General features: G+C 64.7%; 20 protein-coding genes. 10 read left to right on the top strand and 10 right to left on the bottom strand.

Annotation, left to right across the window (positions count from 1 at the left end; genetic code table 11):
* Positions 1–207 precede the first annotated feature (207 nt).
* The 6 genes from LB572_RS14115 (at position 208) to LB572_RS14090 (ending at position 6,040) form a co-directional block, all read left to right on the top strand.
* Positions 208–1,818 carry an ABC transporter substrate-binding protein gene (locus LB572_RS14115; RefSeq protein WP_224668136.1) on the top strand — a complete coding sequence of 537 codons (1,611 nt, stop codon included), beginning with the start codon at positions 208–210 and terminating at the stop codon, positions 1,816–1,818.
* Positions 1,819–2,091: 273 nt separating this feature from the next.
* Entirely contained in the window at positions 2,092–3,078 is a 987-nt protein-coding gene (locus tag LB572_RS14110; protein ID WP_224668135.1) for an ABC transporter permease, read from the top strand.
* Complete coding sequence (locus LB572_RS14105; RefSeq protein WP_224668134.1) at positions 3,075–3,905, top strand: ABC transporter permease; 831 nt, start codon at positions 3,075–3,077, stop codon at positions 3,903–3,905. Before LB572_RS14110 ends, LB572_RS14105 begins: the two co-directional genes overlap by 4 nt.
* Positions 3,902–4,699 carry an ABC transporter ATP-binding protein gene (locus LB572_RS14100; protein ID WP_224668133.1) on the top strand — a complete coding sequence of 266 codons (798 nt, stop codon included), beginning with the start codon at positions 3,902–3,904 and terminating at the stop codon, positions 4,697–4,699. Before LB572_RS14105 ends, LB572_RS14100 begins: the two co-directional genes overlap by 4 nt.
* Positions 4,696–5,472: an ABC transporter ATP-binding protein gene (locus LB572_RS14095; RefSeq protein ID WP_224668132.1), complete on the top strand. Its 777-nt coding sequence runs from the start codon at positions 4,696–4,698 to the stop codon at positions 5,470–5,472. The genes LB572_RS14100 and LB572_RS14095 overlap by 4 nt, the downstream gene beginning before the upstream one ends.
* 64 nt (positions 5,473–5,536) lie before the next feature.
* Positions 5,537–6,040 carry an L-2-amino-thiazoline-4-carboxylic acid hydrolase gene (locus LB572_RS14090; RefSeq protein WP_224668131.1) on the top strand — a complete coding sequence of 168 codons (504 nt, stop codon included), beginning with the start codon at positions 5,537–5,539 and terminating at the stop codon, positions 6,038–6,040.
* An 8-nt stretch (positions 6,041–6,048) separates the two neighbouring features.
* Here the strand turns inward: LB572_RS14090 and LB572_RS14085 are convergent, their stop codons facing one another.
* The 8 genes from LB572_RS14085 to LB572_RS14050 all read right to left on the bottom strand — a co-directional run bounded on the left by LB572_RS14085 (position 6,049) and on the right by LB572_RS14050 (position 15,021).
* Positions 6,049–6,834, bottom strand: coding sequence for a DeoR/GlpR family DNA-binding transcription regulator (locus tag LB572_RS14085; RefSeq protein WP_224668130.1), 786 nt, complete (start codon positions 6,832–6,834; stop codon positions 6,049–6,051).
* Between the two features lie 232 nt (positions 6,835–7,066).
* A complete protein-coding gene (locus LB572_RS14080) occupies positions 7,067–8,365 on the bottom strand; it encodes an NAD(P)/FAD-dependent oxidoreductase (RefSeq protein WP_224668129.1) in 1,299 nt (432 codons plus the stop codon).
* 2 nt (positions 8,366–8,367) lie between these two features.
* Positions 8,368–9,738 carry a glutamine synthetase family protein gene (locus LB572_RS14075; protein ID WP_224668128.1) on the bottom strand — a complete coding sequence of 457 codons (1,371 nt, stop codon included), beginning with the start codon at positions 9,736–9,738 and terminating at the stop codon, positions 8,368–8,370.
* A gap of 440 nt (positions 9,739–10,178) precedes the next feature.
* Positions 10,179–10,940, bottom strand: a complete 762-nt coding sequence (locus LB572_RS14070; protein ID WP_224668127.1) for an SDR family NAD(P)-dependent oxidoreductase — start codon at positions 10,938–10,940, stop codon at positions 10,179–10,181.
* Positions 10,941–10,951: 11 nt separating this feature from the next.
* Positions 10,952–11,764, bottom strand: coding sequence for an ABC transporter permease (locus LB572_RS14065; protein ID WP_224668126.1), 813 nt, complete (start codon positions 11,762–11,764; stop codon positions 10,952–10,954).
* Complete coding sequence (locus tag LB572_RS14060) at positions 11,764–12,627, bottom strand: ABC transporter permease (RefSeq protein WP_224668125.1); 864 nt, start codon at positions 12,625–12,627, stop codon at positions 11,764–11,766. Before LB572_RS14060 ends, LB572_RS14065 begins: the two co-directional genes overlap by 1 nt.
* A gap of 77 nt (positions 12,628–12,704) precedes the next feature.
* Complete coding sequence (locus LB572_RS14055) at positions 12,705–13,868, bottom strand: ABC transporter substrate-binding protein (RefSeq protein ID WP_224668124.1); 1,164 nt, start codon at positions 13,866–13,868, stop codon at positions 12,705–12,707.
* Positions 13,849–15,021 (bottom strand): ABC transporter ATP-binding protein, encoded by a 1,173-nt coding sequence (locus tag LB572_RS14050; RefSeq protein WP_181179451.1) that lies wholly within the window; start codon positions 15,019–15,021, stop codon positions 13,849–13,851. The genes LB572_RS14055 and LB572_RS14050 overlap by 20 nt, the downstream gene beginning before the upstream one ends.
* Positions 15,022–15,103: 82 nt before the next feature.
* Between LB572_RS14050 and LB572_RS14045 the strand changes: the two genes are divergently transcribed.
* Positions 15,104–15,916, top strand: a complete 813-nt coding sequence (locus LB572_RS14045; protein ID WP_224668123.1) for a helix-turn-helix transcriptional regulator — start codon at positions 15,104–15,106, stop codon at positions 15,914–15,916.
* Positions 15,917–15,927: 11 nt separating this feature from the next.
* Here the strand turns inward: LB572_RS14045 and uxuA are convergent, their stop codons facing one another.
* Positions 15,928–17,112, bottom strand: a complete 1,185-nt coding sequence (gene uxuA / locus LB572_RS14040) for a mannonate dehydratase (RefSeq protein WP_224668122.1) — start codon at positions 17,110–17,112, stop codon at positions 15,928–15,930.
* A gap of 132 nt (positions 17,113–17,244) precedes the next feature.
* Positions 17,245–17,913, bottom strand: coding sequence for a phosphatase PAP2 family protein (locus LB572_RS14035; protein ID WP_224668121.1), 669 nt, complete (start codon positions 17,911–17,913; stop codon positions 17,245–17,247).
* 264 nt (positions 17,914–18,177) lie between these two features.
* Between LB572_RS14035 and LB572_RS14030 the strand changes: the two genes are divergently transcribed.
* From LB572_RS14030 to LB572_RS14020, 3 genes are all read left to right on the top strand, one after another.
* Positions 18,178–18,876, top strand: coding sequence for a GntR family transcriptional regulator (locus tag LB572_RS14030; protein ID WP_224668120.1), 699 nt, complete (start codon positions 18,178–18,180; stop codon positions 18,874–18,876).
* A 233-nt stretch (positions 18,877–19,109) separates the two neighbouring features.
* Positions 19,110–20,465: a glutamine synthetase family protein gene (locus tag LB572_RS14025; protein WP_224668119.1), complete on the top strand. Its 1,356-nt coding sequence runs from the start codon at positions 19,110–19,112 to the stop codon at positions 20,463–20,465.
* Positions 20,466–20,960: 495 nt separating this feature from the next.
* Positions 20,961–21,728, top strand: a complete 768-nt coding sequence (locus LB572_RS14020) for an SDR family NAD(P)-dependent oxidoreductase (RefSeq protein ID WP_140804607.1) — start codon at positions 20,961–20,963, stop codon at positions 21,726–21,728.
* Positions 21,729–21,744 lie beyond the last annotated feature (16 nt).

Below are 21,744 nucleotides of genomic sequence, written 5' to 3'. Positions count from 1 at the left end.
GTTTCTATCCGAATCCTGATCCTGCTTCTCTATAAACTGGTCTTACCAGATAGGAGCAGAAAGCCTCTTTCGGCCGGCTGGTCCAGCGGACGGAAATTTCAAAGCCAAGCCATGATGCGCCAAATCCGTCTCTGGCGAAACCTTCGCCGAGAGCCATAATCACGCAATTGCCGCGCCTGTCACCGTGCGAAGAGGGGAGTTTGAGCGATGTCCGAATTGACGATTTCACGCCGCGGCCTGCTGGCCGGCTCGGCGCTGCTTCTGGCCTCGACCGCATTGCCGACCATCGGCTTCGCGCAGACGCCGAAGAAGGGCGGCCGGCTGATCCTTGCCGCCGATTCCGAGCCGCGCAACCTCAACCCGGCGATCGTCGCCTCCAACGGAGTCTTCTTCATCTCGAGCAAGATCGTCGAGACGCTGGCCGAGGCTTCCTTCGACGGCAAGGACGGGCTCGAACCGCGGCTCGCGCTTTCCTGGGAGGGTGCCGCCGACGGCCTGTCGGTGGCCTTCAAATTGCGTGACGGCGTCAAATGGCATGACGGCAAGCCCTTCACCTCGGCCGACGTCGCCTTCTCCGCGCTGCAGATCTGGAAGCCGTTGCAGAATCTCGGCCGCACCGTGTTCAAGGACCTCGAAGCGGTCGACACGCCGGATGCGCTGACGGCGGTCTTCAAGTTCGCCAAGCCGACGCCGTTCCAGCTGATCCGCAACGCGCTGCCGGCGCTGTCGAGCGTCGTGCCGAAGCACCTTTATGAGGTGGGCAAAATCGAGGACAATCCCGCCAACAACGCGCCGGTCGGCACCGGTCCGTTCAAATTCGCCGAATACAAGGCCGGCCAATATTACCGGCTGACCAGGAACGACGCCTATTGGGGCAAGGACGAGCCCTATCTCGACGAGATCGTCTACCAGGTGCTCCCCGATCGCACCTCCGCCGCGGCGGCGCTCGAAGCTGAGGAGATCCAGCTTGCCGCCTTCTCCGCCGTGCCGCTCGCCGATCTCGATCGGATTTCCAAAGTGCCCGGACTGAAGGTCATCACTAAGGGCTATGAGGGGCTGACCTATCAACTCGTCGTCGAGATCAACCACCGCCGCAAGGAGCTCGCCGATCTGAAAGTGCGGCAGGCGATCGCGCATGCCATCAACAAGGATTTCGTCGTCAAGACGATCTTCCTCGGCTACGCCGCCACCGCCACCGGCCCGGTGCCGAAGAACGATCCGCAATTCTACACCGCCGACGTGCCGACCTATCCATTCGACGTCGCCAAGGCCAATGCGCTTCTCGACGAAGCCGGCTACAAGCGTGCCGACGACGGCAAGCGCTTTGCGCTGAAACTCTTGCCGGCGCCTTATTTCAACGAGACGAAGCAGTTCGGCGACTATCTGCGCCAGGCGCTCGCCGCCGTCGGCATCGACGCCACGATCGTCAACAACGATTCCGCCGCGCACATCAAGGCGGTCTACACCGACCACGCCTTCGACCTTGCCGTCGGTCCGCCGGTGTTCCGTGGCGACCCGGCGATCTCGACCACCATCCTGGTGCAAAGCGGCATTCCCGACGGCGTGCCCTTCTCCAACCAGGGCGGCTACAAGAACGCCGACCTCGACGCGCTGATCGTCAAGGCATCGGAGACGCTCGACACATCGGCCCGCACGGAGCTCTACAAGGAGTTCCAGAAGAAGGTGGCGGCCGATTTGCCGCTGATCAACGTCGCCGAATGGAGCTTCATCTCCGTCGCTCGCGATACGGTCGGCAACATCGCCAACAACCCGCGTTGGGCGGTGTCGAACTGGGCGGACACCTATTTGGAATCGTGACACACTCGCGCGGATGAGAGTTCGCGAGATAATGGTTACTTGGCCAGAGGCCGAGTTCCTTCACACCCCCCTCTGTCCTGCCGGACATCTCCCCCGCAAGGGGGGAGATCAGCCGTTTGTCCGTCCCGCCAGTTCTGCAACGTCGAAAATTGGCGAAGCCATAGATGACAAACAATCTCCCCCCTTGCGGGGGAGATGTCCGGCAGGACAGAGAGGGGGGCCTGGGCTCGGCATTTCCTATTGCCAGCATACCGTCACCGCGCCGAGGCGCGCATGACCCGCGCCTTCACCCTCATCCGCCGCCGTCTCGTCGGCAGCATCTTCGTTCTCCTGATCGTCGTCATCGGCAGCTTCTTGCTCCTTGAAGCCGCACCCGGCGACGCGGTCGACGCCTACATTGTCTCGACCGGCGGCGACGCAGGCATGATCGAATTGCTGCGCCACCGCTGGGGCCTCGACCAGTCGGAACTCACCCGCCTCGCCAACTATCTCTGGGCCTTGCTGCATCTCGACCTCGGCCAGTCCGTCACCTTCTCGCGGCCGATCCGCGACGTCATACTCGAACGCCTGCCGACTACGCTCGTCCTGATGGGCAGCGCCACAGCGCTTTCCTTCGGCCTCGGCTCGGCGCTCGGCATCTATGCCGGCGCCAGACCCGGCAGCTTTCGCGATCGCTTCCTGTCGATCGGCTCGCTGGCGCTCTATGCCGTGCCCGGCTTCTGGCTCGGTCTCGTGCTGATCGTCGTCTTTGCCGTCGATTTGCGCTGGCTGCCGATCGGCGGCATCGAGACCATCGCGTCGGCCAAGACCGGGTTTTCCCGCGCCTCCGATATCGCCACCCATCTCGTGCTGCCGGTCTCGGCGCTGGGCTTCATTTATCTGGCGCTCTATCTGCGCATGATGCGCGCCGGCATGGCCGAAGCCTGGCGGCAGGATTTTGTGCTTGCAGCCCGCGCCAGAGGCCTGTCGCGCCGCCGCATCGTGCTTGCCCATGTCGCCCGCAACGCGCTTCTGCCATTGGTCACCATGCTCGGCCTGCAATCGGCGCAGATGCTGGGCGGCAGCGTCGTGATCGAAAGCGTCTTCGCCGTGCCCGGTCTCGGCCGGCTGGCGCAGGAAGCCGTCGCCGGGCGCGACACGCCGCTGCTCCTCGGCATCATCCTGGTCAGCGCCGTTCTGGTCGTCGTCATCAACCTTCTGGTCGATCTCGCCTACGCTTTCCTCGATCCGCGCGTCGGCGCCGGCGAGGCCCGCGCATGAGCCGCCTGGGTCGTTTCTTTGGCACACCGGAAGCCATCGCCGGAGCAGCAATCCTCGCCTTGCTCATTGTCATGGCGCTGGCGGCGCCGCTGCTGTTTCCCGGCGACCCGCAGGCGATCGCCGGCCCGGCGCTGCTGCCGCCGTTCCAGGATTGGTCGCTGCCGCTCGGCACCGACCGGCTCGGCCGCGATGTGCTGGCCGAGCTTTTTCACGGCGCCCGCACCTCGCTGGCGGTGGGACTGGCGGCGGCTGCCGCGGCGCTCCTTATCGGCTCGGTCGTCGGCACTTTAGCTGGCTTCGCCGGCGGACTGATCGACGAGGTGCTGATGCGCATCACCGATGCGTTCCAGACCGTGCCGAGCTTTCTTCTCGCCTTGGCCTTCGTCAGCATCGTCGGTCCCTCGCTCGGCGTCGTCGTCGCCGCGATCGCGCTAGGCGCCTGGACCGGGCCGGCGCGGGTGGCGCGCGCGGAAGTGCTTTCGATCCGCGAACGCGACTATGTCGCCGGCGCCCGCGTCATCGGCATGCATCCGCTTGAGATCGCCTTTCACGAGGTGTTGCCCAATGCCCTGCCGCCGGTGTTGGCGCTGTCGTCCGTGATCGTGGCGGCCGCGATCCTGACCGAAGCAGCGCTGTCCTTCCTCGGCCTCGGCGACCCCAACCGCGTCACCTGGGGCGGCATGATCGCCGAGGGACGCACAGTGCTGCGCACCGCGCCATTTCTGTCGGTCGTGCCCGGCATCGCGCTGGTGCTGACCGTGCTCGGCGTCTACCTCGCAGGCGAAGGCGTGGTGGAAAGCACCGCGGTGCGCAGGAGCCTGTCGTGACAGCCCTGCTCTCGATCCGCGATCTCTCGGTGCGGTATCGGCGTGACGGCGTCGAGGCGACGGCGCTGAAGGGCGTGAGCCTGGATGTGGAAGCTGGCGAGCGCCTGGCGATCATTGGCGAGAGCGGTTCGGGAAAGAGCACGCTGGCGCTGGCGATTGCGGGGCTGCTGGCGGGGGGGGCCAAGACTGGCGGGCGCATCGAATGGTTCCTGCCAGCAAGCCACCCTCGCCTCGGCCGCGACATCGGCTTCGTCTTCCAGGACCCCTCTTCCAGCCTCGACCCCGTGATGCCGGTCGGCAAGCAGATCGCCGAGGTCGCCCGCACCCATCTCGAACTGACCTGGCCTGAAGCCTACGCCAAGGCCAAAACCCTCCTCGAACGCGTCCGCCTGCCCGATCCGGACTCGGCCCTCCGCGCCTACCCGCACCAGCTCTCCGGCGGCCAGAAGCAGCGCGTCGCCATCGCCGCGGCAATCGCTGCCGCGCCAAAACTCCTGATCGCCGATGAAGCGACCAGCGCGCTCGACACCATCGTCCAGGCGGAGATCGTCGCCCTGATCCGGCACCTCGTCGCCGAGGACGGCATGACGCTGCTCTTCATCAGCCACGACATCGCGCTTGCCGCCACGCTTGCCGATCGCATCGCGGTGCTGCGCCACGGCGAACTGGTTGAGCTCGGCGAGACTGGCCAGATCCTCGACGCGCCGCGCCATGCCTACACCCGCGCCCTGCTCGACGCTCATCTCGGCCTCGATGCCAAGCCGTTGCTTGACCGGCAGGGCACCCCGGCATGAGCGTGCTTGCCGTCTCCAATCTCGCCAAGCGCTACCATCGAGGCGGCAAGCCTTTCGCGGCAGTCGACGACGTGTCTTTCGAGATTGGGCCGGCAGAGACCCTGGCGCTCGCCGGACCGTCCGGCAGCGGCAAATCGACGATCGCAAGGCTGGTGCTGCGGCTGATCGAGCCCGATGCCGGCCGCATCGACTTCGAAGACAGCGACTTCCTCGCTCTATCGGGCGCCGCGCTGCGCGCGCGCCGCGCTCGCATCCAGATGGTGTTCCAGGATCCGCTCGCGGCCTTCAATCCGCGCGCCACCGTAGCGCGCGTGCTGGACGATCCCTTGCGCATCCACGGCATCGCCTCGCGCGCCGAGCGCCCGCGCCGGATCGCGGCGCTGCTGGAGCGCGTCGGCCTCGATGCCGGCCTCGCCGCGCACGCCATCCACGAGATTTCCGGCGGCCAGCGCCAGCGTGTGGCGATCGCCCGCGCCATCGCCACACGGCCGTCGCTGATCGTGCTCGACGAAGCCGTGTCGGCGCTCGATGTGTCGGTGCGTGGGCAGATCCTGGAATTACTGCTCGACCTGCAGCGGCGGGAACGGATTGCCTATCTCTTCATTTCCCATGACCTCGGCGTCGTCCGCGCCGTGGCGCACCGCGTCATCATCCTCGATGCCGGCCGGATCGCCGAGAGCGGCGATGCCCGCGCCGTCGTCGCCAACCCGCAATCGGCGATCGGCAAGGCGCTTGTAGCGGCAACGCCGAAGCTCATCAGAAACCGACCATGATCCCGCAAGGTGGCAACCGGTTTGCGGACAAGATCATAGTCAAGCAATAAAATCAGGACGTCTCATGACCGACCCCGCAGCCCGAACCGAAAAACTGTCACGCGAGCTCGACTCCGCCTTCCGCAACCGCGCCGACCTCTACCGCCTGTTCCTCGACGAGTTGACCGCTGAGCTTGGCGCCGAGAAGGCCGAAGCGGTGATGGTCCGCACGATCGAAAAGCGCGGCCGGGAAGTGGCGGCTGCGGCCTTCGCTGGCTTCGGCCCCAATGACGCGTCGGCGATCGGCGAGGCCTTTCTCGCCGTCAGTCCGGATGGCGGGCGCATGTATCCCACCGATGTCGAACGCGGAGCCGGTCACATCGCCTTCAAGGTGAAGCGCTGCCCGCTGAAGGACGCCTGGGTCGAGGCCGGCGTCGGCGAGGAAAAACTCGCCACGCTCTGCCGCATCGCCGGCGCCTTCGACCGTGGCCTGTTCGAGGCGACCGGCGTGCGCTTCGCCAATGTCACATGGACGCCGGGCCATGGATCCGGCTGCTGCCACATCGCGCTCACCAACCGGGATGCTTAGCCGATTATCTATTCAGCAAAGACGTGCAGTTCGCCGCCCGCTTCGTCGATCGCCATGCGCAACTCCGCTGCCGGCTCGCTGTCGGTGACGACGTCGGAAATCTCGCTGAGCGCGCAGACGCGCTCCAGGCCGCTGCGGCCGAACTTGTCGTTGGTGACGACCAGCATGGTCGACAGCGACCGCCCCATCATCGCTCGCTTCACCGCCGCAGCGCCCGAGATCATGTCGCTCGGCCCCTCGGCGTTCAGCGCCGAGGCGCCGATGATGGCGACATCGGCATTGTAACGGCGTACGAATTCGACCGTGTCCTCGCCGAGCACGGCGGCCTCTCGGCTGTCATAGGTGCCGGGACAAAGGATGACGCGGAAGCTGGGGTTGGCGCCGGCCACCGAGGCGACGCCGACGGAGTTGGTGATGATCGTCAGGTCCCGGCCGAGCTGCGACAGGCTGCGCGCGACCTCGTAGGTGGTCGATCCGCCATCGATCATCACGATGCGGCCTCGTTCGATCAGTCCGGCGGCGCCGCGTCCGACGCGGGCCCGCTCCTCGACCATGGTGAGGCCGCGTTCGGCGATCACCGGTTCCGACGTCACCAGCGAAATGGTGGCGCCGCCATAGGTGCGGTTGATCAGCCCCGCCTCGCCGAGCTCGATCAGATCGCGGCGGATGGTCTCGCCGGCGACCCCGATGCGCCGCGCGAGCTTTGAGATGCGGATCGATGCCGAGCGCCGCACCTCCGACAGGATCAGCTCATGTCGTTCCTTCTTCGTCAGCCGGCCCGGCTCGATGTTCATCGGTCTTCCTTCTCGGGGTCCCGACGTAGACATTAGCCACGCCAAAGACCGGAAAGCCAGCCTGGGGTCTATTGAGATTCAGATCAGGCCGAGCCGGAGTCGAAGACGGGCGCGAAGCGACCAACTGGGTGGGTTCTGAGAACCGGAGCGGAGCGTACTTTTCGTACGGGAGCACCGGAAGCGCAGGAAGCCGCCATTTGCAGGCCGGCCTCACCCGAATATCGATAGACCTTCAGTGCCGGAGCCGATCGCGCATGGCGTACCACAGCATGCCTAGCACATAGAGCGGACCGCGCAGCGCCGTCCCGCCCGGGAACGGCAGCGGCGTCAAGGTCGAGAAGAGATCGAGCCGCGAGGCATCGCCCGTGATCGCTTCCGCCAAGAGCTTGCCCGACAGCGTCGACAGGATGACGCCCTTGCCGGAATAGCCATGCGCGAAATAGACCTCGCCATAGTGCCCGACATGCGGCAGGCGCGACGTCGTTACCGACACAAGTCCGCCCCAGGCATGATCGATGCGGCAGCCCTTGAGCTGCGGAAAGGTCTTCTCCATATGCGGCCGCACGAAGCCGGCTATGTCGGCCGGCGGCGACGGCGTGTAGCGCTCGCCGCCACCAAACAGCAGACGGCCGTCCGCCGACTTGCGGTAGTAGTTCACCACGAACAGCGTGTCGGACACCGCGACATTGGCCGGGATGACATTGCGCTCGCCCAAAGGCTCAGTGGCGACGATATAGTTGCCGACCGGCATGATGCGGCTGTTGACGCGCGGCTCCAACCCCTGGAGCAGCGCATCTCCGGCCAGCACCACATGCCTGGCGCGAACTGACCCCTTGTCGGTGAACACGCGGATGGAAGGTTCGCGCTCCAGCCGGGCGGCAACCGAGTTCTCGTGGATGACGACGCCGGCGGCGGTAGCGGCGCGGGCGAGCCCCAGCGTGTAGTTGAGCGGATGCATATGGCCGCCGAGCCTCTCGAACACCGCGCCCTGATAGGGCGTGTCCACCATCTGCCGCGCCTCGGCCGCCGACAGGATCTCGACATCGGTAAACTTCATCACCTTGGCGAGGCACTCGGCTTCTTCCTCGAAGTCGCGCATGTCGGAACTGTTGACGGCGCCGACCAGGTGGCCGGTCTGGCGCAGGTCGCATTCGATGCCGTGACGCTCGATGATGTCGAGCACCAGCCCGCGCGCCTCGAAGGCGAGGTCGAACAGCGCCTTCGCCCGTTCCGGCCCGAAGCTTTTCACCAGTCCCCTGGCGCCTTTGCGCAGGCCGGGAATCATCTGGCCGCCATTGCGCCCCGAGGCGCCCCAGCCGATCTTTCCGCCTTCGAGCAGCACCACTTTAAGACCACGCTCGGCCGCGTGCAGCGCCGCCGAAAGGCCCGTGCAGCCGCCGCCCACCACCACCAGATCGGCCTCGACATCGCCGGCAAGTGCCGGATGGTCGGGCGCCGGATTGGCGGTGGCGACATAATAGGACTTGTCGATATCGAGACCGGAATTGAAACCTGTCGAACGCGACGCCATGATCACACCTTGAGCAGCAGATGGTCGCGTTCCCAGGACGTCACGACGCTCTGGAACAGGTCGAGCTCGACGCTCTTCACGCGCAGATAGGTCTGGAAGAAATCCTCGCCGAGCAGCGCCCGCATGGGTTCGCAGGCGGCGAAGCGGTCGAGCGCCTCCTCCATGGTTTTCGGCAGCGTGCTCTTGCTCTTATAGGCATTGCCGGATGCTTCGGCGGATCGTGCGAGCTGCTCCTCGATGCCGAGATAGCCGGCGATCAAGGAGCCGGCCATGGCAAGATAGGGATTGGCGTCCGCCCCGGGCAGCCGGTTCTCGATGCGACGCGCGGCACGCCCGCCCAGCGGCACGCGCAAGCCGCAGGAGCGGTTGTCATGCGACCATTCGATATTGGCCGGCGCGCTGTGGTTCGGCCGGATGCGCCGGTACGAATTCACGTTGGGCGCAAACAGCGGCATGATTTCGGGGATGTATTTCTGCAGGCCGCCGATGAAGTGCGCGAACATCTCGCTGTCCTCACCGTCTTTGCCGGCAAACAAGGGCTCGCCGCTCTCGTCGACGATCGACATGTGCAGGTGCATCGAGCTGCCGGCCTGCGCGGCGATAGGCTTGGCCATGAAGGTGGCGTGCATGCCGTTGGCCTGCGCCGCCTGTCTGGCTAGGCGCTTGAACAGCAGCACCTTGTCGGCGAGCGCCAGCGGATCGCCATGCAGAAGATTGATCTCGAGCTGCGCCGTGCCGGATTCATGGATCAGCGTGTCGAGCGGCAGGCCGGTGATGGCAGCATGCTCATAGAGCCGCCGCGTCACCGCTTCGAACTCCTCCATCGCCTGCATGTCGTAAGGATGCTGCACGTTTTCGGGCCGGCCGTTGCGCCCCACCGGCGCCGTGATCGGACGATCCGGATCGGGATTTGGCGCCGTCAGATAGAATTCGAGCTCCGGCGCCATCACCGCGCGCCAGCCGCGCTTATGATAAAGGTCGAGCACCGCCCTCAGCACATGGCGGGGTGAAGCCATCCACGGCCGGTCGTACATATGAAACGTGTCGGCAAAGACATAAGCCTTGCCGGCGTTGCCGGGCGCCACGCACAGCGTGGACGTGTCCGGCACCATGCGCATGTCCGGATCGGCATAGGCAAAGCCCTCGTCGATGGAGCCGGAATAGCGGCCGTCGACAGCGACCAGGAAGGCGCTGCTCGGCAGGTAGAGTGCCCGGTCCTCAAGCGACTTGAGGAATTTGGCGACCGGCAGCGTCTTGCCGCGCAACACGCCGTTGACGTCGGGCACGAAGCACTCGACTTCGTTGATCGCGTGCGTCTTCAACCAGCTTTGCGTGTCCGCGCCGGCGAATGAGGTGTTCAGATTATCAGGCATTGGTCATGTCCGTACGAAGGAGAAATCGCTTCGGCGGGCATGTCCGTTCCGGTTAGGGCGTTATCTAAGCTGCGTTATCCGAGGACGGACGCCCGCCTGATGGCCGGCCGAAAGGCCGGGTTCAGGGCACCCTGCACCCCTTCGGTCCAGCCGTCACGAACGACATGCGAGCCGACCTTGGTGTCCTCCGCGCGCTGCAGGTTCTCATGGCGGCAGCAGCGCATGATCAGCGATACCCCGCGCGCGCAAACGAAATACCGTCGGCAACCGAATGCCTGGCGCGGTATTGCTGTTTTGCAGCTTGCATGACGGGTCTCACTAGAGCAATTCCAGGAAAAGTGTGAGCGGTTTTCCGTCCGGAATTGCGTAAAAACAAAATAGCGAAGCCCATGGTTTGACCGATCATCGCCGCCGACGCAAGTCCGCTTTGCTGGACCACATCAGCCGACGCTCTCGCCACCGTCCACGACCAGAGCCTGGCCGGTCATGAAGGACGAACGGTCGGAGACGAGAAACAGGATCGCTTCGGCGATCTCCTGTGCGCTCGCCCAGCGCCCCATCGGGATCTTGGTGCGGACATAGGTTTCGATCGCATCGCGCCCGCCCATCTGGGCGATGAACGGCTCATTGAACGGCGTGTCGACCCAGCCCGGGCAGAGCGCGTTGATGCGCACATTGTGCCTGGCGTAATCGAGCGACATCTGCCTGGTCATCGCCACCACGGCGTGCTTGGACGTGGCATAGGCGATCATCTCGCGATCGTAGAACACGCCGGAATTGGACGCCGTGTTGAGGATGACGCCGCCGCCTTGCGCGATCATCGCCGGCATGGCGGTCTTCGCCGCCAGGAACTGGGCCCGCACATTGATGCGCCACGAGGCGTCCATGCCGTCGGTGCCTACCTCCGTCAGCGTGCCGCCGACCTGGATGCCGGCATGGCTATGCAGGATATCGATGCGGCCATGCCTGCCGAGCGTTCCCTCGATCAAGTCCTCGACGGCCGTATCATCGCCGACATCGGTGGCGATCGCCTCGGCGCGGCCGCCGGCTTCGCGGATGTCGGATGCGGTGGCGTCGCCCGCCGCCGCATCACGGTCGGCGATGACCACGAGCGCCCCTTCCCGCGCCATGATCATCGCGCCGGCACGGCCGATGCCCGACCCGGCGCCCGTCACCACGGCGATACGGTCTTTCAAAATCATGGATCTGTCTTTCAAGGCGATGGCTTTCGCCGGCCGAGCTGCCATTGGGCGAGCAGGACGAGCAGGACCGACGCGGCGAGCACGATCGTCGCGATGGCGTTGATCTCCGGCGTCACGCCGCGCCGGATCGAGGCGAAGACATAGATCGGCAGCGTCGTCTGCGCGCCGGCGACGAAGAAGGCGATGATGAAATCGTCGAAGGAGAAGGTGAAGGCGAGCAGGAAGCCCGCGATCACCGCCGGCATGATCTGCGGCAGCACGATCGAGCGGAACGTCGTCAGCGGCGTGGCGTAGAGATCGCTCGAGGCCTCGACGAGGTTGCGGTCGAGGCTCGCGAGCCGCGTGCCGACGATCATCGTCACCAGCGCCATGGAAAAGAGGCCGTGCGCGGCGATGATCGAGCCGTAGCCGAGCGATAGCCGTGGCGGCTGGTCGGTCGGCCACACGGAAGCGAGGAACGGATTGACGACGGCGAAAAGCTGCACCAGCGCGACCAGCGTCGAGATGCCGATGACGACGCCCGGAACGACGATAGCCGCACCCAGCAATGCGTCGAAGAGAGCCCTTGTCCGCGCGCCGACTCGTTGCAGCCCGAGCGCCGCGGCCGTGCCGCAGAAGGCCGCGAGCAGCGCGCTGGTGGTGGCGATGAACAGGCTGTTCTTCAGCGCCTCGACCAGGAAGGGGTTGGACAGCGCCTTGCCATACCATTGCACCGAGAAGCCGGTGAACTCGCTGGCATGGTGGCCGGCGTTGAAGGAGAACAGCACGACCAGCGCGATCGGCAGATAGAGGAAGGCAAAGACGGCGACGACGAAGGCACGCATCAGATCAGGTCCACCCGGCGTGCGCCCGAAAGCCGGGTCGAGATGCGGTTGGCGACGATCAGCACCACGACCGAGACCAGCACCAGCGTGATGGCGATGGCCGATCCGAACGGCCAGTTGCGCGATTGCAGGAAGAGATCGACCAGCGCGTTGCCGATGAAGAACACCTTGCCGCCGCCGAGCAGCGTCGGGATCAGATATTCGCCGAGCAGCAGGATCATCACCAGCGAGAAGCCGGTCATCACGCCGGGCAGCGACAGCCTGAGCGTCACGCCGAGGAAGGTCGACAGGGGCGTGGCGCCGAGATCGGCGGAGGCTTCCAGCAGCCGGCGGTCGAGCCTTTCCAGGCTGACATAGATCGGCAGGATCATCAGCGGCAGGTAGCCATAGACGATGCCGAGCAGCACCGCGCCCGGCGTGTTGATCAGTCTCAAATCCTCGATGCCGACATAGGCGAGCAAGGCCGGGATGCCGCGCCCGCCGAGGATGTACATCCAGGCATAGGTGCGCATCAGAAGACTGGTCCAGAACGGGATGACGATCATCGCGAGCAGGATCAGCCGCCAGCGTTGCGGCGCGCGCAGAGCCAGGTAGTAGGCGACGGGATAGGCGACCAGCAGGCAGGCCAGCGCTCCGACGGGCGCCAGCACCATCGTGTTCCAGAACGCGGTCGCCCGCGCCGGCAAGTTGGCATATTGCGCGAAAGTCAGCGCCGCCTGGTACCCGCCCTCCGGCGCCCGCTCGCCGACGCTGAAGATGGCGATGGCGACGAAAGGCAGCACCAGGAACACGACCAGCCACAGCGCCGCCGGGGCGAGCAGCAGCGCCGTCACGAGGTTTTTGCGAAAGAGACTGCGGCGCATCGGAAAAGCCGGTTGGGAGCCGGCGGACTTTCGCCCGCCGGTCGCATTGTCCTGATCGGGTTTGTGACCGGTCTCGCTCAAGCCGACTTGAAGCGAGCCATCAGCTCGGCGCGGCCTGGATCGGTGAGCGTCGCGGCGGCGCCGAACTCGAGCGGCTTCAACAGGTCGGCGGCCGGATAGAGGATCGGGTTGTCAAGCACTTCCTTCGGCAGCAGCGCGTTGACGCGCGCATCGGTCGAGGGCGCGCCATTGGCCAGATGCTCCTTCACCGCCACTTTCGGGTTCATCAGATAGTTGAGCAGCGCATAGCCGGCCGGCTTGTTCGGCGCGTCCTTCGGGATGGCGTAGAAATCGGTCCAGATCTCGCCACCTTCCTTGCCGAGCACATAGGCGATCTCGGGAATGTCGCGATGGAGTTGCGCCCCGTCATTGGTCCAGCACATCGTCATCCAGGCATCGCCGGCGCGCATGCCCGGCTGGTAGTCGCTCGACACCGCGAACAGATGCGGTTTGACCTTGATCAGCAATTCCTCGGCCTTGGCGAGTTCGTCCTGCTTCAGCGAGTTGAAGGAATAGCCGTAATATTTCAGCGCGTTGCCGATGGTGGTGAGCTGGTAGTCATGCACCATGGTGCGGCCGTCGCCTTCGGCCATGGCCGTATCCCAGAATTCCTTCCAACTCGACATCGGCTTGGCGAGCTTCTTGGTGTTGACGGCAAAACCGGTCGTGCCCCAGTTCTTCGGCACGGCGTAGATCGTGCCGTCGATCGTGCCTTCCGCGGTGAAGCGCGCGTCTTCCGACTTGCCGTCGAAATTGCCGAGCTTGGCCATGTCGAGCGCTTCGATGATGCCGAGCTTCTTGTAGGTCGAGATCGTGTAGTTGGTCGGCACGAACAGGCTCCAGCCCGAGCCGCCGGCCTGCAGCTTGGCCAGCATCTCCTCATTCGACCCGAAGACGTTGACCTCGACGGCGACGCCGGTATCGGCCTTGAAGTTCTCGAAGGTCTGCGGATCGTGGTAGTTCGGCCAGGTGGCGATCGACATGCGGTCGCCGAGATTCTCGGCGGCGAAGGCCGGCGTCGGCATGATGCCGAGCTCGCGCGCCATGACCGCGGTCGCGACGCCGAGTCCGGTGAGGCCGAGGAAGTCGCGCCGGCCGATCGAGCCGCGCTTCAGGCGCATCAATTGGTCGACGAATTTATCGGGGGTTATCGGCAGTCCGTCACGATAGGATTTCGGCATTTTGGTCTTCCCTCTGGTTGGTCCCGTTGTTCTTGGCGTGCGGAAACGCCAGTGGCGCTCCGGCGGCAAAGCCGATGGCGACGGGTTCGCCCGGCCTGAAGAGGTTGCCCTGACCGATCACGTGGTCGGCCTTGGCGAGCAGCGATCCGATGCCCGGGACCTCGATCGCGTACTCCGCGGTCGAACCCAGGAAGATGCGGTTGCGGACGATGCCTTTCAGGCTGCCGCTTCCGGGCGCTGAGAGGCTGAGCGATTCCGGCCGCAAGCTGACGGATACGGCTTCGCCGCGGCTGAGCGGCACCCGCTTGCGCGCCGAAATCACAGTGCCATCGGCGAGCGCGACATCGACGAGATCACCTGAGAGCCCGGCCACCTTGCCGCTGACGAGATTGGTCTTGCCGACGAAATCGGCGACGAAGAGGTCCGCCGGCTCGTCATAGATCTCGCTCGGCTGTCCGAGCTGGACGACGCGGCCGCCATTCATGACGCAGACGAAGTCGCTCATCGACAGCGCCTCCTCCTGGTCATGCGTGACCAGCACGAAGGTGATGCCGATCTCGCGCTGCAGGTTCTGCAACTCGATCTGCATATCGGTGCGCAGCTTCTTGTCGAGCGCCGCCAGCGGCTCGTCGAGAAGAAGCACCGCCGGCTTGTTGACCAGGGCCCGGGCGAGCGCGACGCGCTGCTGCTGGCCGCCGGAAAGCTCATGGATCTTGCGGCGGCCATAGCCGGCGAGCTGCACCATGGAAAGCGCCTCGCCCGCCCTCTGGCTGATCTCGCGCGACGACAGCCGCGGCCTCGCCTGGCGCAGCCCGTAGGAGATGTTGTCCTCGACATCGAGATGCGGGAACAGCGCATATTGCTGGAAGACCATGTTGACCGGCCGCCGGTAGGGCGGCGTGCCGGCCATGTCGCGGCCGCGGATCAGCACCTGGCCTTCGCTTGGCTGCTCGAAGCCGCCGATCATGCGCAGGCACGTCGTCTTGCCGCAGCCGGAGGGGCCGAGCAGCGCGACGAAGGCCGAGGGCGGAATGGCAAGGTCGATGCCGCTGACCGCGGTGACCGCGCCGTAGCGCTTGGTGACCGCGCGAAATTCGATATCGGGCACTGCAGTCAAGCCACGGGCTCCTGCGACAGCATGAGGCAATCTCATGACGCTAGCAGAGCCAACAGCGTCTAGTATATACCTCGCAGGTGGTATATTTAGCCGATTTTATCGTTTAGAGGGGTATGGATTGGTCGCCTCCCGCAGTGACGACTACAATGCCTTGGCCGCCGTGATCGCCGCGTCGCACGAGCCTGGCGGCGACCATTTCGGCAAGGCGATCGTCGCCTGGCTGCGCGGACATATCCGCTTCGACCACTGCGTGATGTTCGGCTATCGGGGTGCTGCGAGGCCGCCGCTCCTGTTCGAGACCTTCTCGCCGGCGGAGAGCCACATCTTCGTCGCGCTCTACCAGGAGGGGCCTTATCTGCTCGACCCGTTCCACCATGCCGCCGTCGAGCGCAAGGAAGGTTTCTGGCGCATGCGCGAGCTTGCCCCGGACCGCTTCTATGCCAGCGAATACTACCGCTCCTATTACAGCCAGACCAAACTTGCCGAGGAAGTCGGCTTCTTCGTGCCGCTGGCCGGCAAGGACGCGATGGTGCTGTCGCTGATGCGGCTGCGCGCCACCGGACCGTTCGGCACCGCCGACGCCCGGCTGCTGCGCGACATGGCGCCGGCGGTGGTCGGCCTCTGCAAGCAGCGCTGGCCGGCTTTGCCTGCCGACCAAGCCGCCGTCCGGCCATCGGACGAAACCGTCACGATGCCCAACGAGCTCGACCGCGCCCACATCTGGAAAAGCCTGTCGCTGACCTCGCGCGAAAAGCAGGTGGTCGACCTGGTGCTTCAGGGCCATTCCACGGAATCGATCGCCAGGGCGCTCAGGATCGTGCCGGGGACGGTGAAGGTCCACCGCCGCAACATCTACCGCAAGCTGAAGATCAAGTCGCAGGCCGGCCTCTTCGCACGCTTCGTCGAGATCATCGACGCGCGTGGCGGCTGATCGGCTGCCGCTTACGCCAGCTCGAACCGCTCCACGGCGCGCATGATGCCGCGCAGCTCGGCAAGACCCTTGAGCCGCCCGATCAGCGAATAGCCGGGGTTGATCTTTGTCTTGCCGATATCGTCGGCGAGCAGATGACCATGGTCCGGGCGCATCGGAATGCGCCAGTCGGACCGGCCTTCCTTGCGCCGGCGCGCCTCTTCCTTCATCAGCGCCAGGATGACCTCGGCCATGTCGGTCGATCCTTCCAGATGCTCGGCCTCGTAGAAGGAGCCGTCCTTCTCGCGCGTCACATTGCGCAGATGCGCGAAATGGATTCTCGGCCCGAACTCGTCGATCATCGCGACCAGGTCGTTGTCGGCGCGCACGCCGTAGGAGCCGGTGCAGAAGGTCAGCCCGTTCGACGGGCTGTCGACCGTCCCCAGGATGAAGCGCGCGTCATCGGCGGTCGAGACCACGCGCGGCAACCCATAGAGCGAGAACGGCGGATCGTCGGGATGGATGCACATGCGCGCGCCGACTTCCTCGGCCGCCGGGATGATCTCCTTCAGGAACCAGGCGAGGTTGGCGCGCAGTTCGGCCGAACCGATCGCCGCATAGTCGGCGAGCGCGTCGCGCATCGTCTCGCGATTATAGGTGCGCTCCGTGGCCGGCAGGCCGGCGATCAGGTTGCGCTCGATCCTGTCGATGTCTTCGCCACTCAAGGTCTTCAGCCGCGCTTCCGCTTCCTGCAACCGGGCCGGGCTGTAGCTCGCCTCGGCATTCGGCCGCTTCAGCACGAAGACGTCATAGGCGGCGAAGTCGAGGGCGTCGAAGCGCAGCGCGTAGCCGGTGGTCGGCAGTCGGTACATCAGGTCGGTGCGCGTCCAGTCGACGACCGGCATGAAATTGTAGCAGATCGTCGAGGTGCCGGCCTTGGCCAGCGCCCGGATCGTGTCCCTGTACCAGCCGGCATAGCGCTCCCGTTCCGGCGTGCCGGTCTTGATCGAGTTGTGGACGGGGATGCTTTCCACCACCGACCAGCTCAGGCCAGCCGCTTCGATGATGCGCTTGCGCTCGAGGACGGCGTCGAGCGGCCAGGCGCTGCCGTCATAGATGCCGTGCAGCGCCGTCACGATGCCTGAAGCACCGGCCTGCTTGATGTGGTCGAGCGTGACGGGATCGTTCGGGCCATACCAGCGCCAGCATTGTTCCATGACTGCCTCTCAAAAGCATGTTTCCGAAAGGCTCGCCGGGCGAATCTGAGGATCGCGAGGCGCGCTAGCGGGTTACGGTCGACCATATTGTCGGATGACGATGGCCGTCAAATCAGGCGACAGGGGTCAGGCTCAAGCCGCGGTTTCGTCGGCCGGCATTCCCGTCTTTTGCGTCTTTGCGGATCTCCGAGAAACGCGCGTCGACGGATCCCAGCAACACAAAAGAAATGCCAGCGCCAGGCCCGATACCACGTCCGCCAAATGATGCTGATGCACGAGCAGCGTAGCGCTCACGATCAGGCACCACCACAGCCACAAAAGCACTCTTGCGCCGGACCGGCGCACGGCCTGGCTATAGCTGTAGATGCTCAGCGAGGCATAGACCACATGCAGCGACGGCACCAGATTGTGCGTCCCGTCGAGCAGGAAAATCCCCGCGAACATTCTTTGGTAGAGCATTCCGTCGGGCATCACCCGAACGAAACCAAGCTGCGCCGGCATGATCAGGAAGGTCGCGCACCCAAGCAAAGTCGCAACGAGAACGCGCTTTCCCAAAACCGCCATTTCAGATGCGTTCAAAAGGAAGGGCGGCAGCAGAAACAGGACACTCATCGAATGATATGGCAAGATGAATTGCGGCATCAGCGGTATTCGAAGCTCGAAATCAAAATAGATTTTCCAAGCCCCACCCCTCCATTCGGCGACCGCGTCCGCAAGAGGAAAAAGCAAGGCAAAAACGATCAGATTTATGCCGGCCCAGTATCCATATGCCCGCAGCGCGTTTTTCTTGCCGCCTTCCATTCTGCCTTACCGTTTCGGCATCTCTTCTGCGAGCGCCAAGCCGACGGACGATAGCGGCCGGGCCGGGCCGCAACAAGTGTTGGCACAGCGACGTCGGCCCCGATGGTTCCGGCGTGCGATTCCGGCTTGGACAAGCGCCGGCGCCAGGCTTGCAGCGGCGCGCGTTAACCGTCTATCGTGCGCCTCCAATCCCGCCGGGACGTATCGCTGCGGCGCATGGAGTGGCGAAACAGATTTCAGGACGAGTGAAGCAACGCATCGCCAATGGCCGACAAATCGCAATTCGGACTGACCGCTGTCGATAGCGTTCCGCTGCATGAGAAAGTCTATCTGGAGCTCGTGCGCGCCTTGATGTCGGGGCAGCTCCAGCCCGGCCAGAAGCTGACCTCGCGCAAGCTCGCCAAGGAGCTCGGCACCAGCGACATGCCGGTGCGCAGCGCCTTCATGCGGCTGCAGGCGCTGAGGGCGCTGAGCCCGATGCCGAACGGCAGCGTCGAGGTGCCGCTGATTTCGGCCGACCGCTTCCAGCAACTGACCGCCGTGCGCACGATCCTCGAAGGCACGGCCACCGAGCTCGCGACAAAGCTCATCAACGGCAACAATCTGCGCGCGATCCGGCGCCACTGCGCCGAGCTTACCGAAGCCGCCCGCGGCGGCGGGATCGATAACTATCTGCGCAAGAACTATGACTTCAAATTCTCGATCTACCGCCATTGCGGCAACGAGCAGATGCTCTTCCTGATCGAGACGGTCTGGATGCAGGTCGGCCCCTTCCTGCGAAACCTGCACATCGGCTTCGAGGATGACCTGGCCGGCATTCTCGGCATCGACTATCACGAGGAGGTCGTGGCGGCGATCGAGGCCGGCGACGGCGAAAGGGCGCGCGCCGCGATCGTGCGTGATATCGCCGAGGGCGCGACCCACATCCTCGGCCAGGCCAAGTTTCCGGAACTGCGCCACTGACAGGCCGGAACAGCAGGCTTCGAATTCGGCTTGGCTTTCGGCAATCGGGTCGCTATGTTGCGATCGCAGATCGCACAATATGGACCCGAAATGCCGCCCGATATCCCAGCTAGTGACTTGAAAAAATGAAGGAAAACCACCCGGCGTCAGCCGCGTTGACCTTCACGAACTCACAAGCTGAAAATTGGATATCGTAGCCGATAGGCTACAGCACCTAGAAAAGGGGCTGGAAATTGAGCGATGCGATTGCGGACGTTTTGAAGTGGCTGGACAGCAGGAAGGACATCCAGAGCCTGCGGGCGGCGGTGTGCGACCTGAACGGCATCATGCGCGGCAAGCGCATTCCGGTCGAGCAGGCGCGCAAGGCGCTCGAGGGCAAGCTGCGCATGCCCTATTCGGCCATCGGGCTCGACATATGGGGCGAGGACATCGAAGGCAACGCCCAGGTGTTTTCGACCGGTGACGCCGACGGACTCTGCCATTGGACGGGACGCGGCATACTGCCCGTCAACTGGACGGCGCACCCGACGGCCCTCTTGCCGGTCTGGCTGGCGGACGACAGCGGCGCCCCCTATCTCGGCGATCCGCGCCGCGCGCTGGCCCGTATCCTCGACCGCTATGCCGCGCTTGGCCTGACGCCCGTCACCGCGACCGAGCTCGAATTCTACCTCGTCGACCCGACGTCGCAGCGCCCTGTCGGACCGGTCTCGCCGGTAACCGGGCGGCGTCTCGATTCCGACGCAGCGCTTTCGATCGACGAGGTCGACGATTTCGAAGCCTTCATCCACGATATCTACGAAGCCTGCCGCATGCAGGACATTCCCGTCGACACCGCGATCGCCGAGAACGGCGTCGGCCAGTTCGAGATCAATCTTAACCATGTGCCCGACGCCCTGCGCGCCGCGGACGACGCGGTGCTGTTCAAGCGCACCGTCAAGGGCATTGCCCGCAAGCACGGCTTCGCCGCCTGCTTCATGGCCAAGCCCTATGGCGAGCGCGCCGGCAACGGTTTCCATGTCCATTTCAGCGTCCTCGACAGAGACGGCCGCAACATCTTCGACGACGGCTCGGATCAGGGCTCCGACGCCATGCGCCATGCGGTTGGCGGCCTGCTTGCCGCGATGGCCGAGAGCACGCTGGTGTTCGCGCCGCACTTCAATTCCTACCGCCGGCTGCGGCCGCGATCCTACGCGCCGACCGCCGTCGCCTGGGGTTATGAAAACCGCATGGTGGCGATACGCATTCCGGGCGGCCCGTCGGCCGCGCGGCGCATCGAGCATCGCGTCTCCGGCGCCGACGCCAATCCCTATCTGGTCCTGGCGGCGATTCTCGGCGCGGCGTTGATCGGCATCGAGCGCCGGCTTTCGCCCGGCGAGCCGACCGGCGGCGAGGGCCAGGGCCTGGCGCTCGCCAAGCTGCCGCCCGACTGGGCGTCCGCAATCGCCGCCTTCGAGGCCGGCCCGCGCGTCGCCGAGATCTTCCCGGACGTGCTGCGCGACGCCTTCATCGCCTGCAAGCGCCAGGAGCTGAACACTTTCGCGCTGAACGTCAGCGACTTCGAGATCGAGACCTATCTCGAGAGCGTCTAGAGCAATTCCAGGAAAAATGTGAGCGGTTAGGCTCGGCGCCTTCGCCGTAGCCTTCCGTCGGCAATTGCTCCAACACAAGGAAATAGAGCGGTTCGCCGTTTCCGTGAAACGGTGAAACGCTCTAAGCGCATCGCGCCTCCGCAACTTTTTTCAGTGGGCGACGGGCCGCAAGCAACGCTGCTGATACTCTCTCAGCCTGGGCGTCGCCGAACGTGCGGCCGGATCCGCAACCCCATCCGTGATCTGGAGGCCGGGCTTATCGCGCCCGTCGAAACGTGTCTGCCTTGACGATGCAAGCTCTTGGACGAAGGCATCGATCCTGTCTGAAATCGGAAACGATACAGGCCACAGTCAATAACCAAATTTTAAAAAAATCCTTATCCAACAATTAGATAATAAGATATTTCGGCAAAACTCTTGAATCATTGACACAGATTATGGAAACGATATCATGTTTCCAACAGCGTCTTGGCTTCAGATCGCGGGGAACGAGCCATGAGAGGCCTCAAGGACAAGATCGCGGCCGTCACCGGCGCCGCCTCCGGAATTGGGCAAGCCGCGGCGAAACGTCTGGCGGAAGAAGGCTGCAAGGTCGCGGTTTTGGACTGGAATGGCGACGGCGCTCAAGCGACGGCGGATCAGATCAGAAAGGCCGATGGCGAGGCACTTGCGCTGAAGGTCGACGTCAGCTCCGAAGACCAAGTCGAAGCGGCTTTCCGGACGATCGTCGAGAAATTCGGCCGGCTCGACATCCTCGTGTCCAATGCCGGCATTTTTTCCGGCGCGCGCGACAACAAGGTCGACGCCCTGCCCAAGGCAGTCTGGGACGAGATCGTCGGCGTCAACCTGACCGGCATGTATCTGTCCTGCAAACACGGTGTGGCCGCGATCAAGGCGACAGCCGGCAAGGGCGCCGTCGTGCTGACCGGTTCGCCGACCGGCATGTCCGGCTGTACGCCGGCAAATATCGCTTACGGATCGAGCAAGGGTGGCGTGCACGGGCTCTCCCGCGTCATGGCGGTCGATCATGCGCCCGAAGGCATCCGCGTCAATGTCGTGGTCCCGGGCTTCACGCTCACCCCGATCGTGCGCGAACTCGTCGCGGACCCCAAGGTCTATGAATGGCAGGTGCAGAACATTCCGCTGAAGCGCGGCGCCGAGCCCGAGGAAATAGCCGGAGCCGTGGCGTTCCTGGCCTCCGACGACGCGTCCTACATGACCGGGTCGTTCATGTTCGTCGACGGGGGACTGACCGCGATCTGACCGCGAGCCGGCCAGA

This window comes from Mesorhizobium sp. BH1-1-5 (assembly GCF_020165615.1).
Lineage (GTDB): Bacteria > Pseudomonadota > Alphaproteobacteria > Rhizobiales > Rhizobiaceae > Mesorhizobium.
This window is presented reverse-complemented; position numbering and strand designations above follow the sequence as displayed.

Coding starts and splice junctions, on each gene's coding strand:
- LB572_RS14115 (WP_224668136.1), top strand. CDS start 208: ATGTCCGAATTGACGATTTCACGCCGCGGCCTGCTGGCCGGCTCGGCG.
- LB572_RS14110 (WP_224668135.1), top strand. CDS start 2,092: ATGACCCGCGCCTTCACCCTCATCCGCCGCCGTCTCGTCGGCAGCATC.
- LB572_RS14105 (WP_224668134.1), top strand. CDS start 3,075: ATGAGCCGCCTGGGTCGTTTCTTTGGCACACCGGAAGCCATCGCCGGA.
- LB572_RS14095 (WP_224668132.1), top strand. CDS start 4,696: ATGAGCGTGCTTGCCGTCTCCAATCTCGCCAAGCGCTACCATCGAGGC.
- LB572_RS14090 (WP_224668131.1), top strand. CDS start 5,537: ATGACCGACCCCGCAGCCCGAACCGAAAAACTGTCACGCGAGCTCGAC.
- LB572_RS14085 (WP_224668130.1), bottom strand. CDS start 6,834: ATGAACATCGAGCCGGGCCGGCTGACGAAGAAGGAACGACATGAGCTG.
- LB572_RS14080 (WP_224668129.1), bottom strand. CDS start 8,365: ATGGCGTCGCGTTCGACAGGTTTCAATTCCGGTCTCGATATCGACAAG.
- LB572_RS14075 (WP_224668128.1), bottom strand. CDS start 9,738: ATGCCTGATAATCTGAACACCTCATTCGCCGGCGCGGACACGCAAAGC.
- LB572_RS14070 (WP_224668127.1), bottom strand. CDS start 10,940: ATGATTTTGAAAGACCGTATCGCCGTGGTGACGGGCGCCGGGTCGGGC.
- LB572_RS14065 (WP_224668126.1), bottom strand. CDS start 11,764: ATGCGTGCCTTCGTCGTCGCCGTCTTTGCCTTCCTCTATCTGCCGATC.
- LB572_RS14060 (WP_224668125.1), bottom strand. CDS start 12,627: ATGCGCCGCAGTCTCTTTCGCAAAAACCTCGTGACGGCGCTGCTGCTC.
- LB572_RS14055 (WP_224668124.1), bottom strand. CDS start 13,868: ATGCCGAAATCCTATCGTGACGGACTGCCGATAACCCCCGATAAATTC.
- LB572_RS14050 (WP_181179451.1), bottom strand. CDS start 15,021: ATGAGATTGCCTCATGCTGTCGCAGGAGCCCGTGGCTTGACTGCAGTG.
- uxuA (WP_224668122.1), bottom strand. CDS start 17,112: ATGGAACAATGCTGGCGCTGGTATGGCCCGAACGATCCCGTCACGCTC.
- LB572_RS14035 (WP_224668121.1), bottom strand. CDS start 17,913: ATGGAAGGCGGCAAGAAAAACGCGCTGCGGGCATATGGATACTGGGCC.
- LB572_RS14030 (WP_224668120.1), top strand. CDS start 18,178: ATGGCCGACAAATCGCAATTCGGACTGACCGCTGTCGATAGCGTTCCG.
- LB572_RS14020 (WP_140804607.1), top strand. CDS start 20,961: ATGAGAGGCCTCAAGGACAAGATCGCGGCCGTCACCGGCGCCGCCTCC.